The organism is Streptomyces parvus (assembly GCF_032121415.1).
Lineage (GTDB): Bacteria > Actinomycetota > Actinomycetes > Streptomycetales > Streptomycetaceae > Streptomyces > Streptomyces globisporus_A.
In genome coordinates, this window is the sequence record NZ_CP135079.1 from 3,212,594 (window position 1) to 3,226,386 (window position 13,793).

Here is a 13,793-nt window from a genome sequence, read left to right on the forward strand (position 1 = left end):
GCCTGGAGGCCGGGATCAGCACACGACAGGGTGCAGGAACAGCAACAGGGCCCGTACATCACCGAGTCGGTTCGGTGGCGTACGGGCCCTGCCGGTCTGTCAGGCGGACCTGCTCGGCCGGGGGGCGGCCGGGCTGGGGTCAGCCGTTGCGCTTCCAGCGCGGCTTGTCGTCGCGGCGGCCGAACGAGCCGGTGTTGGTGCCGGTGTTGGCGCCACGGTGGTCGTCACGGCGGCCGGTCGGGCGGTCGCTGCCGCCGGAGCGGAAGCCACCCGAGGGGCGGTCGTCACGACGGTCGCGGTTGAACGGGCGGTCGCTGCCGCCCGAGCGGAAGCCACCCGACGGGCGGTCATCGCGGCGGTCGCGGTTGAACGCGGGGCGGTCGTCACGGCGCTCGAAGGAGCGGCCGCCACGGTCGTCCCGGCGGTCGTTGCCACCGGAGCGGAAGCCACCCGACGGGCGGTCGTCACGGCGGTCGCGGTTGAACGCGGGGCGGTCGTCACGGCGCTCGAAGGAGCGGCCGCCACGGTCGTCCCGGCGGTCGTTGCCACCGGAGCGGAAGCCACCCGACGGGCGGTCGTCACGGCGGTCGTTGCCGCGGTAGCCGCCACGGTCGCCACCGCGGTTGTCGCGGCGCTCGTAGTTGCCCCGCTCGTCGCGGCGCTGCTCGTCGCGGGCGGCCGGCTGCTCGGGGACGGAGATGGCGGCCACGAGGGCGGCCTCCGCCTCGGCGGTGACCTCGGCCACCGCGGCCTCCGGGTCCTCGCCCCGCTCGCGGGCGGCACGGGCGACCAGGCGATCGGCCTCCTCGCGCAGCTCGACGGCGCGGCGCTGGACGCGCTCCAGCTGCTTCGTCAGGTCGGCGGCCTCGCGCTCGGCCTGCTTGGCGGCGTTGTTCGCGGAGTCGGCCTGGACCTCGGTGAGCGAACGGGCGCCGGTGATCTCGGCGACCTCCGGCTCGAAGACGCCCGCGCCCTGGACGATGTGGCGCGAGGCGTCGACGCCCGCGTCCTCCATCAGGCGGAAGATCTGGCGGCGCTGGTGCGGGAGCGCCAGCGACACCACGACACCGGACTTGCCGGCGCGGGCGGTACGGCCCGAGCGGTGCAGGTAGTCCTTGTGGTCACCGGCCGGGTCCACGTTCAGGACCAGGTCGATACCGTCGACGTGGATACCGCGGGCGGCGACGTCGGTCGCGACGAGCGCGTTGACGTAACCCTTCTTGAAGTCCTCCAGGACCCGCGTACGGGCGCCCTGGGTCATACCGCCGTGCAGCGCGTCGGCCTTCACGCCCGACTCGATGAGCTGCTCGGCGATGCGGTCCGCGCCCAGCTGGGTGCGGACGAAGATGATGGTGCGGCCCTTGCGGGCGGCGATGGCGGCCGTGACCGGCGCCTTGTCCTTCGGCTTCACGACGAGGACGTGGTGCGACATGGTCGTGACGTTGCCCTGGGCGCTGTCGACCTCGTGCGTGACCGGGTTGGAGAGGTAACGCTTGACCAGCGTGCCGATCTCGTTCTCCATCGTGGCGGAGAAGAGCATCCGCTGACCGCCGGCCGGGACCTGGTCGAGCAGCTCGGTTACCTCGGGCAGGAAGCCCAGGTCCGACATCTGGTCGGCCTCGTCGAGGACGGCGACCTGGACGTCCTCCAGGGAGCAGGCGCCGCGGTTGATGATGTCGCGCAGCCGGCCCGGGGTGGCGACGAGGACGTCGACACCGCGCTCCAGGGCGTAGATCTGGTTGCCCATCGACGTACCGCCGCAGACGACCTTCATCTTCAGGCCGAGCACGTCACCGTACGGCTGGAGCGCGTCCGCGACCTGCATCGCGAGCTCACGGGTCGGGGTGAGGATGACGGCGCGGGGCTTCTTCTTCTCGGTGCGGCCACCGGCCAGCAAGGCCAGGGTGGGCAGGCCGAAGGAGAGGGTCTTGCCGGAGCCCGTCCGGCCGCGGCCGAGGATGTCCTTGCCGGCCAGGGCGTCCGGGATGGTCGCCGCCTGGATCGGGAACGGAGTGGTGACACCGTTCTGCGCGAGCTTGCGGACGATGCCCTCGGGCAGGCCCAGCTCGCCGAAGGTGACGGTCGGCTCGGCGGAGGCCCCGGACGGCTCGGCCTCGGGGGTCCCAGCAGCCTCGGGGGCCGAAGCGCCCTCGGGGGCCTCGTCGGTCTTCTCGGCGGCCGGGGCGGTCGCACCGGCGGGGGCCTCGGTCACGGCGGACTCGACCAGCTCGGCGAGCTCGGCGTTGTCGACGTTCTCGGGCATGACGGTGCGGTCAGAACTGGAAATTGACATGCGAAATGCGAAACCTTCCGGAGTCTCGGCACGCGCCCATAACTCCGTGATTCGCAATTTCGACCGCCTCAATGCGGTCCAGCCACGGCAAGGGAGAGTACGCGCCACACGGCGCTCTTCTGTGTCGGCGCCGGGCAATGGGATCAAACGATCTACCACCTTACGCACTCCCACCCACCTTGCGCAAACCGCCCTCGCTGTGACCGCGGCTACACCGGCCCCACCTGCGGCGATGCCTCCGGCGTCCGCAGCGGCCCGACCTGCTCCGGCCTGCCCATCGCATGGGCCCGGAACTGCGCGGCGGGCGAGGCCGAGGGGGGCGGCTCCGGCGGATCGGTGGGCTCAGGGTCCGGGTCCGGGTCCGGGTCCGGGGCGGGCGTCGGCGGAGCCGGCGGCTCCGGGATGACCGGCGGCGGCTCCCCCGGCCCCGGGGTCGAGGGCGTCGGCGTGGGCCGCACCCCGCCGCCGGCACGGGTGGGCTGCCCGGGGGCGGCCGGTTCGGGGCGGGCGTCCTTGGGGGCGGCCGACGGCAGGGCCCCGGAGGCGTCGGGGCGTGGGCTGCTGCCGGGAACACCCCGGTCCGAATGGGGGTGGGCGCCCCGGCCGCGTCCTCCGGACTGCCCGGAGCCGGGAACCGTGTTCCCGGCCGGATCGGTCTCGGACCCCTTGGGGCCGGCGGACCGCGAGGGCCCCGGCCCTCCGGCGCCGTCCTCGCCGACGCTCATGCAGCCGGTGGACGCGGCGATCGTCAGCGCGGTGACGGCTGCCCAGCGGACAGGGGCGGGGAACTGGCGCACGAGGGGCACCTCCGGGGCGAGGGAGCGGAAGCGTGGCGAGGGGTGGAGCCCGCGACGCCGGAGCGAGGCTTCGCACCGTGCCCAACTCCCCCGACCCCGCCGGAGACACGCCCGAAACCGCAACGCCCCGCACGCCACCCGCCGGAGCCGTCCGGCCACGCCCCCCGCCCTCCCCCGCACGGCCCTCACCGCACGACGCCCCGCTACGCCCCGAACCCGCCCGCCAGTTCCGCTCCCAGGAACACCGCGCCCAGCCCCGCCAGCAGGGACGCCAGCACATTGGCCGCGGCCAGGAAGGCGCGGCCCGTCTCGGCCAGGCGGAGGGTCTCGTACGAGAACGTCGAGTACGTCGTCAGCGCCCCGCACAGGCCCGTCGCCAGCAGGGCGTGCACCGGGGAGGAGACCGCGGCGCCGGTCAGCACGCCGAGCAGCAGGCTGCCCGCGATGTTCGCCGTGAAGGTGCCCCACGGGAAGACGTACGGGACGCCCGGTCCCTGGTGCGCCCGCACCGCACGGTCCGTGAGATAGCGCAGGGGCGCGCCCACCGCGCCGCCGATCGCCACCAGCAGCCAGGTCACGCCGTCCGCCCCTCGCCCCGCGCACCCGCTCGCGTGCCCCGGTCCAGCCAGGCCCGCGTCGCCACGGCCGCCGCCCACACCGCTCCGAGCGCGGCCACCGCCGTCGCCACCGTGTACGCCGTCGCCACCGCGGCCTCCTGACGGACCAGCAGGCCCGACACGTCCGCCGCGTACGTCGAGAAGGTCGTGTAGCCGCCGAGCACACCGACGCCGAGGAAGGGTCGCACCAGCGCACGGGTCACCCGGCCCCGCTCGACGGTCAGCACCATCAGCACGCCGATGAGGGCGCAGCCGGTCACGTTGACGGCGAACACCGTCCACGGGAAACCGTGGCCGGGCGCCGGCCACAGCACCAGCGCGCCGTACCGGGCGAGGGCTCCGAGCGCGCCGCCCACAGCGACCGCGGCCAGCACCCGGCCCTGCGGGGCGGCGGGCGGACCGGGCTCCGGCAGTTCCTCCGGGGCCTGCTCGCTCATCCGTAGCCCAGGGCGTGCAGCCGCTCGTCGTCGATGCCGAAGTGGTGGGCGATCTCGTGGACCACGGTGATCTCGGTCTCCGCGACGACGTCCTCCCGCGTCTCGCACATCCGCAGCGTCGGGCCCCGGTAGATGGTGATCCGGTCCGGCAGCACTCCGGCGTACCACTCGCCGCGGTCGGTGAGCGGGGTGCCCTCGTAGAGCCCGAGCAGATCGGGGTCGCCGGGGTCCGGTTCGTCCTCGACGAACACCGCCACGTTGTCCATCAGCCGCGTCAGCTCCGGCGGGATCCGGTCCAGAGCCTGGCTCACCAGCTCCTCGAACTGTTCACGCGTCATCTCCAGCACGCGGCCATTGTCCCGTACGGGGGCCCGGTACGGGCAGGTGGCGGCCGCCCGGCGTCGCGGCGACCAGGACCGTACGGACTCATGAGCGGTGGAGCCGCCCGGCATGGCGGAGGCCTTACCGGGGCATACGGGCCCAATGGTCCGCGTCCCGTTCCGTGCCGCAGCCGACCGCGTCCGGCACCGCCTCAGCCAGCTCGTCCGCCCGGCGTCCCGGAGCCGTACCGCCGCCCCGAAAGCACCCCGCGCGGCGGCCTCCGGCGACCTGGCGGCCCCCGCCCGCCGCCCCTGGCTCCGCGCCCTCGGCATGCTCGCCGTCGTCGTGCTGGGGGCGTGGCTGGGACTGCTCGCCGTGGGCTCCGTCCGTACGCCGGTCGGCCCCATGGACACCAACATGACGCTCCGCCCCTCCCTCACCGGCGGCAGCAAGATCAACGTGGCGCCGCTCGGCGCCCTGGAGCTGGACTCGCACATCGCGCCGCTGAGGCTCGACGTGGACGTGGACCGCCTCGACCCCGAACGCTCCCAGGCCCTGGTCGACCAGCCGGAACGGTTCTCCGGTCTCCAGGACGAGGTGACCCGGGACGTCGCCGCCGGGACCGAGGAGCTGGCCGTGCGCTCCTGCGTCGCCGTGATCTCCGGCGCGACCGCCCTCGGCCTCGTCGTCTACCGCCGCCCCCGCCGCGCCCTGGCCGCCGGCGGGCTCGCCCTCACGCTGCTGGCCGCGTCCGGCGTCAGCGCGTACGCCACCTGGAACCCGAAGTCCGTCCTGGAGCCGAAGTTCTCCGGGCTGCTCTCCAGCGCCCCGTCCCTGGTCGGCGACGCCCGCTCGATCGTCACCGAGTTCGACATCTACCAGCAGGAACTGGCCCGCCTGGTCACCAACGTCACCAAGCTGTACGACGCGACCTCCACGCTCCCCGTCTACCAGCCCGACCCCGGCACCATCCGGGCCCTGCACGTCTCCGACATCCACCTCAACCCCGCGGCCTGGCACATCATCGCCTCGCTCGTCGAGCAGTACGAGATCGACGTGATCATCGACTCCGGCGACACGATGGACCACGGCTCCGCCGCCGAGAACGGCTTCCTCGACCCGATCCGCGACCTCGGCGCGCCCTACGTCTGGGTGCGCGGCAACCACGACTCGACCGTCACCCAGGACTACCTGGAGAAGTTCAGGAACGTCCGCGTCCTCGACGACGGCAAGGCCGTCGACGTCGGCGGGCTGCGGATCGCGGGCACCGGCGACGCCTCGTTCACCCCGGACCGGACCGCCCCGGTCGGCGGCAAGGCGGCCGCGCAGCTCGAAGGCGCGCGCCTGGCCTCCGCGCTGCGCGACCAGGAGCGCGCGGGCACCCCGGTCGACATCGCCGTCGCCCACGACCCGAACACCGCCCGGGAGACCGACGGCACGGTCCCGCTGGTGCTCTCCGGCCACGTCCACCGCCGGATCAACGAACAACTGAAGCTCGGCACCCGGCTGAAGGTCGAGGGCTCCACGGGCGGCGGCGGGCTGCGCGCCGTGCAGAACGAGAAGCCGGAGAAGGTGCACGCCTCGGTGCTCTACCTGGACCGCTCGACCCGCCGGCTCCAGGCCTGGGACGAGATCACGCTGGGCGGTCTGGGACTGACGACCGCCGAGGTCAGCCGCCATCTGCCGGAGGAGAACCTGAAGAAGGACTCCCCCGGCTCGCCCTCCCCGTCGCCCTCCGCGACCCGCTCCCCGGGCCGCCCGACCCCGTCGCCGTAAACCGTTTTGGCGATAGCTCCACCCATCCCATATGCTTCTCACGTCCCCGACGCGCTGCAAAGCGAACCGGCGGGCCAATAGCCCTCATCGTCTAGTGGCCCAGGACGCCGCCCTTTCAAGGCGGTAGCACGGGTTCGAATCCCGTTGGGGGCACGTTTCACCGTGTGCGAGACTTGTTTCGCACATTGCTTGGTCCTGTGGAGCAGTTTGGAGTGCTCGCCACCCTGTCAAGGTGGAGGCCGCGGGTTCAAATCCCGTCAGGACCGCTTGCAGCCCCAGCGGCTGCGTGGCTGGGTAGCTCAGTTGGTACGAGCGATCGCCTGAAAAGCGATAGGTCGCCGGTTCGATCCCGGCCCCAGCCACTTCACGAAGGCCCCGTCCACCGGACGGGGCCTTCGCCGTGTCACACCTTCTCGGTCTCCGCCCCCTCCTGCCGCTCCGCCGGCACACCGGCGTCGCGCCGCCGCCAGGCCCGTACGCCCAGGGCCGACAGCGCCACGAGCACCACCGCCACCAGCGCGACCCCGTCCGGCACCCGTTCGCCGAGCCGCTGCGCCCACTGCTCGACCGCGAACGAGTCGTCGACCCCGAGCAGGCCGGGCAGCGCGGTCGTCCCGTCGTAGGCGAGGAACAGCGCGCCGAGGCCGATGAAGAACAGCCCCGACAGCAGCGACGTGGTGTGCAGCTCGAACCGTCCGAGCCGGACGGCCCGGCCGCGCAGCCAGGTCCGGCGGCCGAGGTCGAAGCGTTCCCAGAGCAGGGCGAGCAGGAACAGCGGCACGGCCATGCCCAGGGCGTAGACCGCCAGCAGCAGCCCGCCGTAGACCGGGCTCCCGCTGACCGCCGCGACGGTCAGCACGCTGCCGAGGATCGGGCCCGCGCAGAATCCGGCCAGGCCGTAGACCGCGCCCAGCGCGTAGACGGAGAACGCCGTGGTGGGGCGGATCCGGCCGCTGAGCTCGGCCATCCGCCGGGAGGCGAAGCCGAGGCCGACGATCTGCGCGAGACCGAGCACGATGATCAGCCAGCCCGCCCCGGTGACGAGGGCGTCGCGGTGGCCGTAGAACAGCCGCCCGGCGTACGAACCGGCCGCGCCGAGCGGGACGAGGGTGGTGGCGAGCCCGGCGTAGAAGATGCCGGTGCGGGCCAGCAGCCGGGAGGTGGAGTCGATGGAGTACGCGAAGAAGGCCGGGAGCAGCAGGGCACTGCACGGGCTGACCAGGGCGAGCAGCCCGCCGAGGAAGGCCGCGAAGTAGCCGATGTCCGCCGTCACTTGGCGGGCTCCCCGGCCCGGCCCGCCGCCCCCGTGGCCTTCGCCTGCTCGGCCGCGGCCTCGATGGCCCGGGTGAACGTCTCGTCCGGCTGGGCGCCCGCGATCGGGCGGCCGTTGATCAGGAACGACGGGGTGGACGTGGCGCCGATCCCGTACGCCTGCTCCTGGTCCTTCTCGACCGACGCACGCGCCGCGTCGCCGTCGAGGTCCTTCATGAACCGGTCCAGGTCCTTCACCCCGGCCTCCTGGGCGAGCACCTTCACCCGGTCCTTGCCGAAGCCCTTCTCCTTCGACCCCTCGGCGTAGGCGGCGCGGTGGAACTCCCAGAAGCGGTTCTGCTGCCCGGCGGCCCAGGCGCCGCGCGCGGCGTTCTCGGACTCCTCGCCGAAGATCGGGAAGTTGCGCCACTCGATGCGCAGCGTGCCGTCCTTCACGTACTTCCCGATCAGTTCCGGCTCGGTGTCCCGGGCGAACTTGCCGCAGTAGCCGCACTTGAAGTCGGCGTACTCGATCAGGACGACCGGGGCGTTCGCCGGGCCGATGGCCAGCTTGTCGCCGGCGTCCCGGCGGGCGAGCTTCGCCAGCTCCGGGTAGACGCCCGCGTCCGGGTCGGCGGAGACCTCGGCGGCGGGGCCGGTGGTGGCGGTGTCCTTCGAGGTGGTGCCGGGGGCGGTGGCCCTGTACGACGCGAAGCCGAGGAGACCGGCCGCGACGACGACCGCCGCGCCGTAGACGAGGGGCTTGCGCGCGTTCGCGGACTTCGAGGACTTCGGGTTCTTGGGCGTGGGCATGCGGCACTCCGTGCTGGTGATGCGGGAGGAAGGGCGGACGGCGCGGGCGGGCGGGTGCCCGCCGGGCATCCCCTACACCCGCAGCACGGAGAGTTCGACGGGGGTCGGGGTGTACGGAAGGGGGGCGCGGACCCGTATCCCCGGCGGCGGCTCGGCCGGCAGCGCGCCCGTCGCGGCGGGCAGCCCCCACGGCGCGAGACCCGGAGCGTGGTCGTGGACGGACCGGGCGCGGGAGGGGACGGCGGGCTCACCGTCGTGATCACGGAGCTTCCCGCAGCCGGGGACCGGGGCGCCCGCACCGGCGGCCTCGGCCACCGGGGCGTGGCCCGGAACCCGGGTCCGGTGCGGCGCCTGGGCCGGGGCCGAGCCCTGGGCCCTGTCCCGAGCCAGGGCGTCAACCGGGTGCGGCGCCTGCCCCCGGCCCTGCGCCGCGTGGACCACCGGCCCGGCGGCGTCCCCCGCCCCGGCGGCGGTGGACGCCGCCGGTCCGCACAGCAGCCCCAGCACCACCGCGAGCAGCGCCGTCAGGCTGCACCACTGCTGCGTACGGGACACGGGACCGGGCCTTTCTCGCGTGCGCGGCGGTTACGGAGCGTCCGACTGCCCGAAATGGTACGTGCCGCGTGACGCAGCCCGCGCGAAATGAGGTCGCCTCCCCACGGGCCCGGGTGAGATCCTGGGATCCGTATGTCTACTTCCTTCGCCGATCTCCAGTCCCAGCTCGGTCAGCTCTCGCTCCGCGACGCGAACCGGCTCGGCCGGCGCCTCGAAGGAGCGCGCCGCATCCGCAAGCCCGAGGCCCGCCAGTCCGTGCTGGACGAGATCGCGGCCGAGGCGGGCAAGGCGGCCGAACGGCTCGCGGCGCGAGCGGCCCGGCTGCCCGCCCTGTCGTACCCGGAAGAGCTGCCGGTCAGCCAGAAGAAGGACGAGATCCTGGAGGCGATACGCGACCACCAGGTCGTGATCGTCGCCGGGGAGACCGGATCCGGGAAGACCACGCAGCTCCCGAAGATCTGCATGGAGCTGGGGCGCGGCGTCCGGGGCATGATCGGGCACACCCAGCCCCGCCGGATCGCCGCCCGTACGGTCGCGGAGCGCGTCGCGGACGAGCTGAAGACGCCGCTGGGCGAGACGGTCGGTTGGAAGGTCCGCTTCACCGACCAGGTGAGCCCGGAGTCGACGTATCTGAAGCTGATGACGGACGGCATCCTGCTCGCCGAGATCCAGACGGACCGCGAGCTGCTGGCGTACGACACGATCATCATCGACGAGGCCCACGAGCGGTCCCTCAACATCGACTTCCTGCTCGGCTACCTGGCCCGGCTGCTGCCCCGCCGCCCCGACCTGAAGGTCGTCATCACCTCGGCGACGATCGACCCCGAGCGGTTCGCGCGCCACTTCGGGGACGCCCCGATCGTGGAGGTCAGCGGGCGGACGTACCCCGTCGAAGTCCGTTACCGGCCCCTCCTCGAAGAGGACAGCGAGGACTCCGACCGGGACCAGATCACCGCGATCTGCGACGCCGTCGACGAGCTGGGTCACGAGGCCCCCGGCGACGTCCTGGTCTTCCTCTCGGGCGAGCGCGAGATCCGGGACACGGCGGACGCGCTGAACAAGCGCAACCTCAGACATACCGAGGTGCTCCCCCTCTACGCGCGCCTCTCGCACGCCGAGCAGCACCGCGTCTTCCAGCGCCACACCGGACGCCGCATCGTCCTGGCGACCAACGTCGCCGAGACCTCGCTGACCGTCCCCGGCATCAAGTACGTGATCGACCCCGGCAACGCCCGGATCTCCCGCTACAGCCACCGCACCAAGGTCCAGCGGCTGCCGATCGAGCGGATCTCCCAGGCCAGCGCCAACCAGCGCAAGGGCCGCTGCGGCCGTACGTCGGACGGCATCTGCATCCGGCTGTACTCGGAGGACGACTTCGTCACCCGGCCGGAGTTCACCGATCCCGAGATCCTGCGGACCAACCTGGCCTCCGTCATCCTCCAGATGACCGCCGCCGGGCTCGGCGACATCGAGAAGTTCCCCTTCATCGACCCGCCGGACCACCGCAACATCCGCGACGGCGTCCAGCTCCTCCAGGAGCTGGGGGCCCTGGACCCGGTGGAGAAGGATCCGAAGAAGCGGCTCACCCCGCTCGGCCGCAAGCTCTCCCAGCTGCCCGTCGACCCGCGCCTGGCCCGCATGGTCATCGAGGCCGACAAGAACGGCTGCGCCCGCGAGGTCATGGTCATCGCCGCCGCGCTCTCCATCCAGGACCCGCGCGAGCGGCCCGCTGAGAAGCAGACGCAGGCCGACCAGAACCACGCCCGGTTCAAGGACGAGACCTCCGACTTCCTCGCCTTTCTCAATCTCTGGGCCTATGTCCGCGAGCAGCAGAAGGAGCGCGGCTCGTCCTCGTTCCGCCGGATGTGCAAGCAGGAGTATCTGAACTTCCTGCGCATCCGCGAATGGCAGGACATCTACGCGCAGCTGCGGACGGTCGCCAAGCAGATGGGCATCACCGTCGAGGAGCCCAAGGCGGAGGCGTCCATCCCCGAGCAGGCGGTGCACACCTCGCTGCTGGCCGGGCTGCTGTCACACATCGGGCTGAAGGACACCGAGAAGAACGAGTACGTGGGCGCGCGCAACGCCAAGTTCGCGATCTTCCCCGGCTCCGCGCTGTTCAAGAAGCAGCCCCGGTTCGTGATGTCGGCGGAGCTGGTGGAGACCTCCCGGCTCTGGGCGCGGGTCAACGCCAAGGTCGAGCCTGAGTGGATCGAGCCGCTGGCCCAGCACCTGGTGAAGCGCACCTACAGCGAGCCGCACTGGGAGAAGGACCAGGCGGCGGTGATGGCGTACGAGCGGGTCACCCTCTACGGCGTGCCGATCGTCGCCCAGCGCAAGGTCAATTTCGGACGTATCGACCAGGAGGCCTCGCGGGATCTGTTCATCCGCAACGCCCTGGTCGAGGGCGACTGGCGCACCCATCACCAGTTCTTCCACGACAACCGCAAACTGCTCGGCGAGGTCGAGGAGTTGGAGCACCGGGCCCGTCGCCGCGACATCCTGGTGGACGACGAGACCCTGTTCGACTTCTACGACCAGCGCATTCCCGAGCACATCGTGTCCGGGGCGCACTTCGACTCCTGGTGGAAGCAGAAGAGGCGCGAGGAGCCGGACGCGCTCGACTTCGAGCGCTCCATGCTCATCAACGAGAAGGCCGGGGCCGTCACCAAGGACGACTACCCGGACTCCTGGCGGCAGGGGAAGCTCAAGTTCAAGGTGACGTACCAGTTCGAGCCCGGCGCGGACGCGGACGGGGTGACCGTGCACGTGCCGCTCCAGGTGCTCAACCAGGTCACACCGGAAGGCTTCGACTGGCAGATTCCGGGGCTGCGCGAGGAGGTCGTCACCGAGCTGATCCGCTCGCTGCCGAAGCCGATCCGCCGGCACTACGTCCCCGCGCCGAACTACGCGGACAAGTTCCTGGACCGGGCGGTTCCGCTCCAGGAGCCGCTGCCGCAGACCCTGGCCCGCGAGCTCCAGCGGATGGTCGGCGTCCCGGTCACGGCGGACGACTTCGACCTCTCCCGCGTTCCGGACCACCTCAAGATCACGTTCCGGATCGTCGACGAGCGGCGGCGGAAGGTCGCCGAGGACAAGGACCTGGAGGCGCTGAAGCTCCAGCTGCGCCCGAAGGCCCGCCAGGCGCTCTCCAAGGCCGCCGCGGCGACCGCGGGGCCCTCCGGGGAGTCCATCGAGCGCTCGGGCCTCACGGACTGGACGATCGGCACGCTGAACAAGGTCTTCGAGACCCGGCGGGCGGGCCAGCCGGTGAAGGCGTACCCGGCCCTCGTCGACCAGGGCGAGACCGTCGCCGTTCGGCTCTTCGACACCGAGGCCGAGCAGCAGCAGGCGATGTGGCGCGGCACCCGGCGGCTGATCATGCTGAACATCCCGGTGAACCCGGCGAAGTTCGCATCGGACCGGCTGAGCAACCAGCAGAAGCTGGCGCTGTCCCGTAATCCGCACGGCTCGGTGCAGGCCCTCTTCGAGGACTGCGCGACCGCCGCGGCCGACCGGCTGATCGCCGCGCACGGCGGGCCCGCGTGGGACGAGAAGGCGTTCCGGACGCTGTACGACAAGGTGCGCGCGGACCTGGTGGACCTGACCGTCCGCACGATCGACCAGGTGCAGCAGATCCTGACCGCGTGGCAGGCCTGCGAGCGCCGGCTGAAATCGACGAACAGCCTGACGCTGGTGGCCAACGTCACGGACGTACGGGAGCAGCTGGCCCGTCTCGTACCGCCCGGTTTCGTTACGGCCACCGGGCTGCGCCGGCTGCCGGACCTCATGCGCTACCTCGTGGCGGCCGACCGGCGGCTCCAGCAGATGCCGACGGCCGTCCAGCGGGACACCACCCGGATGGAGAAGGTCCACGAGATGCAGGACGAGTACGCCTGGCTGCTCGAACAGTTCCCGCAGGGCAGGCCGGTGCCGCAGGAGGTGCTGGACGTCCGCTGGATGATCGAGGAGCTGCGGGTCAGCTACTTCGCCCACGCACTGGGCACCGCGTTCCCCGTCTCGGACAAGCGGATCGTGAAGGCGATCGACGCCCTCGCACCCTGACGCGGGGCCGCAGGAGGAGGCCGGGGGGCGGGTGACCGAGTCACCACCAGGAGTGAAGTCGACCTGGACCTCCCACCTCCTGTACAGTCTGGTTTCGCAGCAAGCCGCAAGGCAAGCAGCGAAAACCTGGTCCTGTGGAGCAGTTTGGAGTGCTCGCCACCCTGTCAAGGTGGAGGCCGCGGGTTCAAATCCCGTCAGGACCGCAGCAGGAGAAAGCCCGGATCGTTTCGATCCGGGCTTTCTCGCGTCTTGACGTGCCCATCCGCCGCGGGTACCCCGTAGAAGCAGAGGCCGTATCCGTACCCCCGGCGCTTCTCGCGGCGGGGGACGGCCGGGCCCGCCGGGAGGTGGCTCGTATGTCAGCGTCCGCAGCACGACATGAGACCCGCGCACTGCTGCGCGCCCACCTGGCGGCCGCTTCCGCCTATGGCCATCTCACCCGGCACTGCACGGTCTGCCATCGCCTCCTGCGCCTCGCCATGGAGCCCGGGGCGACCGTGGAGCCCGCAGGAGCGGCCGAGACCGCCCCGGACCCCGCCGGCGCCCCCGGCGGCCGTGAGGACGCCCCCGGCCGACCGGGCGGGGACGAGGACGAAAGACCCCCGGCAACACGACCATCGGCCGGGTGACTCCGCGTTCGGACAGTGGCAGGCTCGTAGTTGGCAAGCATCAGGTGATGTGACGGTAGTCACCGAAAGAGTTTTCAGACCGGGGGGCTTTACGCCTCCCCTACAACTGGTGAATTTAATATGTGCAATTGCACGGGGGCCGTGGAGTCGCGGGGACCGTTCCGTCCGGGGCTGTCCCACCGCGTCCGGGACGCTCACCCACACTCCCGCACAGACCCGCCCACAGACCCACGAACGCC

General features: G+C 72.1%; 11 protein-coding genes and 4 tRNA genes. 7 read left to right on the top strand and 8 right to left on the bottom strand.

The window, feature by feature from the left end; translation table 11 throughout:
• Window positions 1–139 precede the first annotated feature (139 nt).
• From RNL97_RS15365 to RNL97_RS15385, 5 genes are all read right to left on the bottom strand, one after another.
• On the bottom strand, window positions 140–2,293 hold the full coding sequence (locus RNL97_RS15365) for a DEAD/DEAH box helicase (protein ID WP_398866718.1): 2,154 nt from the start codon (window positions 2,291–2,293) through the stop codon (window positions 140–142).
• A gap of 209 nt (window positions 2,294–2,502) precedes the next feature.
• Window positions 2,503–3,090 carry a hypothetical protein gene (locus RNL97_RS15370; RefSeq protein ID WP_030585551.1) on the bottom strand — a complete coding sequence of 196 codons (588 nt, stop codon included), beginning with the start codon at window positions 3,088–3,090 and terminating at the stop codon, window positions 2,503–2,505.
• A 203-nt stretch (window positions 3,091–3,293) separates the two neighbouring features.
• Window positions 3,294–3,668: a fluoride efflux transporter CrcB gene (gene crcB, locus RNL97_RS15375; RefSeq protein ID WP_030585554.1), complete on the bottom strand. Its 375-nt coding sequence runs from the start codon at window positions 3,666–3,668 to the stop codon at window positions 3,294–3,296.
• Entirely contained in the window at window positions 3,665–4,144 is a 480-nt protein-coding gene (locus RNL97_RS15380; RefSeq protein ID WP_030585557.1) for a FluC/FEX family fluoride channel, read from the bottom strand. The genes crcB and RNL97_RS15380 overlap by 4 nt, the downstream gene beginning before the upstream one ends.
• Window positions 4,141–4,491 carry a metallopeptidase family protein gene (locus tag RNL97_RS15385; protein WP_030298144.1) on the bottom strand — a complete coding sequence of 117 codons (351 nt, stop codon included), beginning with the start codon at window positions 4,489–4,491 and terminating at the stop codon, window positions 4,141–4,143. Before RNL97_RS15385 ends, RNL97_RS15380 begins: the two co-directional genes overlap by 4 nt.
• A gap of 136 nt (window positions 4,492–4,627) precedes the next feature.
• Between RNL97_RS15385 and RNL97_RS15390 the strand changes: the two genes are divergently transcribed.
• The 4 genes from RNL97_RS15390 to RNL97_RS15405 all read left to right on the top strand — a co-directional run bounded on the left by RNL97_RS15390 (window position 4,628) and on the right by RNL97_RS15405 (window position 6,603).
• Entirely contained in the window at window positions 4,628–6,241 is a 1,614-nt protein-coding gene (locus RNL97_RS15390) for a metallophosphoesterase family protein (RefSeq protein ID WP_243314349.1), read from the top strand.
• Window positions 6,242–6,321: 80 nt separating this feature from the next.
• Window positions 6,322–6,394: transfer RNA gene (locus RNL97_RS15395), tRNA-Glu, on the top strand.
• 38 nt (window positions 6,395–6,432) lie between these two features.
• A tRNA-Asp gene (locus RNL97_RS15400) sits at window positions 6,433–6,507 on the top strand.
• 22 nt (window positions 6,508–6,529) lie between these two features.
• Window positions 6,530–6,603: transfer RNA gene (locus RNL97_RS15405), tRNA-Phe, on the top strand.
• 41 nt (window positions 6,604–6,644) lie between these two features.
• Here the strand turns inward: RNL97_RS15405 and RNL97_RS15410 are convergent.
• The 3 genes from RNL97_RS15410 to RNL97_RS15420 all read right to left on the bottom strand — a co-directional run bounded on the left by RNL97_RS15410 (window position 6,645) and on the right by RNL97_RS15420 (window position 8,860).
• Window positions 6,645–7,514, bottom strand: a complete 870-nt coding sequence (locus RNL97_RS15410; protein ID WP_243314350.1) for a cytochrome c biogenesis CcdA family protein — start codon at window positions 7,512–7,514, stop codon at window positions 6,645–6,647.
• On the bottom strand, window positions 7,511–8,305 hold the full coding sequence (locus RNL97_RS15415; RefSeq protein ID WP_313750804.1) for a DsbA family protein: 795 nt from the start codon (window positions 8,303–8,305) through the stop codon (window positions 7,511–7,513). The genes RNL97_RS15410 and RNL97_RS15415 overlap by 4 nt, the downstream gene beginning before the upstream one ends.
• Window positions 8,306–8,377: 72 nt before the next feature.
• A complete protein-coding gene (locus RNL97_RS15420) occupies window positions 8,378–8,860 on the bottom strand; it encodes a hypothetical protein (RefSeq protein WP_030585567.1) in 483 nt (160 codons plus the stop codon).
• Between the two features lie 132 nt (window positions 8,861–8,992).
• On the opposite strand from RNL97_RS15420, the gene hrpA reads away from it, so the two are divergent.
• From hrpA to RNL97_RS15435, 3 genes are all read left to right on the top strand, one after another.
• Complete coding sequence (gene hrpA / locus RNL97_RS15425; RefSeq protein ID WP_313750805.1) at window positions 8,993–12,925, top strand: ATP-dependent RNA helicase HrpA; 3,933 nt, start codon at window positions 8,993–8,995, stop codon at window positions 12,923–12,925.
• Between the two features lie 128 nt (window positions 12,926–13,053).
• Window positions 13,054–13,128 (top strand) — tRNA-Asp (locus RNL97_RS15430).
• 153 nt (window positions 13,129–13,281) lie between these two features.
• Window positions 13,282–13,554 carry a DUF6274 family protein gene (locus tag RNL97_RS15435; protein WP_313750806.1) on the top strand — a complete coding sequence of 91 codons (273 nt, stop codon included), beginning with the start codon at window positions 13,282–13,284 and terminating at the stop codon, window positions 13,552–13,554.
• Window positions 13,555–13,793: the final 239 nt, after the last annotated feature.

Coding starts and splice junctions, on each gene's coding strand:
- RNL97_RS15365 (WP_398866718.1), bottom strand. CDS start 2,293: ATGTCAATTTCCAGTTCTGACCGCACCGTCATGCCCGAGAACGTCGAC.
- RNL97_RS15380 (WP_030585557.1), bottom strand. CDS start 4,144: ATGAGCGAGCAGGCCCCGGAGGAACTGCCGGAGCCCGGTCCGCCCGCC.
- RNL97_RS15435 (WP_313750806.1), top strand. CDS start 13,282: ATGTCAGCGTCCGCAGCACGACATGAGACCCGCGCACTGCTGCGCGCC.
- hrpA (WP_313750805.1), top strand. CDS start 8,993: ATGTCTACTTCCTTCGCCGATCTCCAGTCCCAGCTCGGTCAGCTCTCG.
- RNL97_RS15415 (WP_313750804.1), bottom strand. CDS start 8,305: ATGCCCACGCCCAAGAACCCGAAGTCCTCGAAGTCCGCGAACGCGCGC.
- RNL97_RS15390 (WP_243314349.1), top strand. CDS start 4,628: ATGGTCCGCGTCCCGTTCCGTGCCGCAGCCGACCGCGTCCGGCACCGC.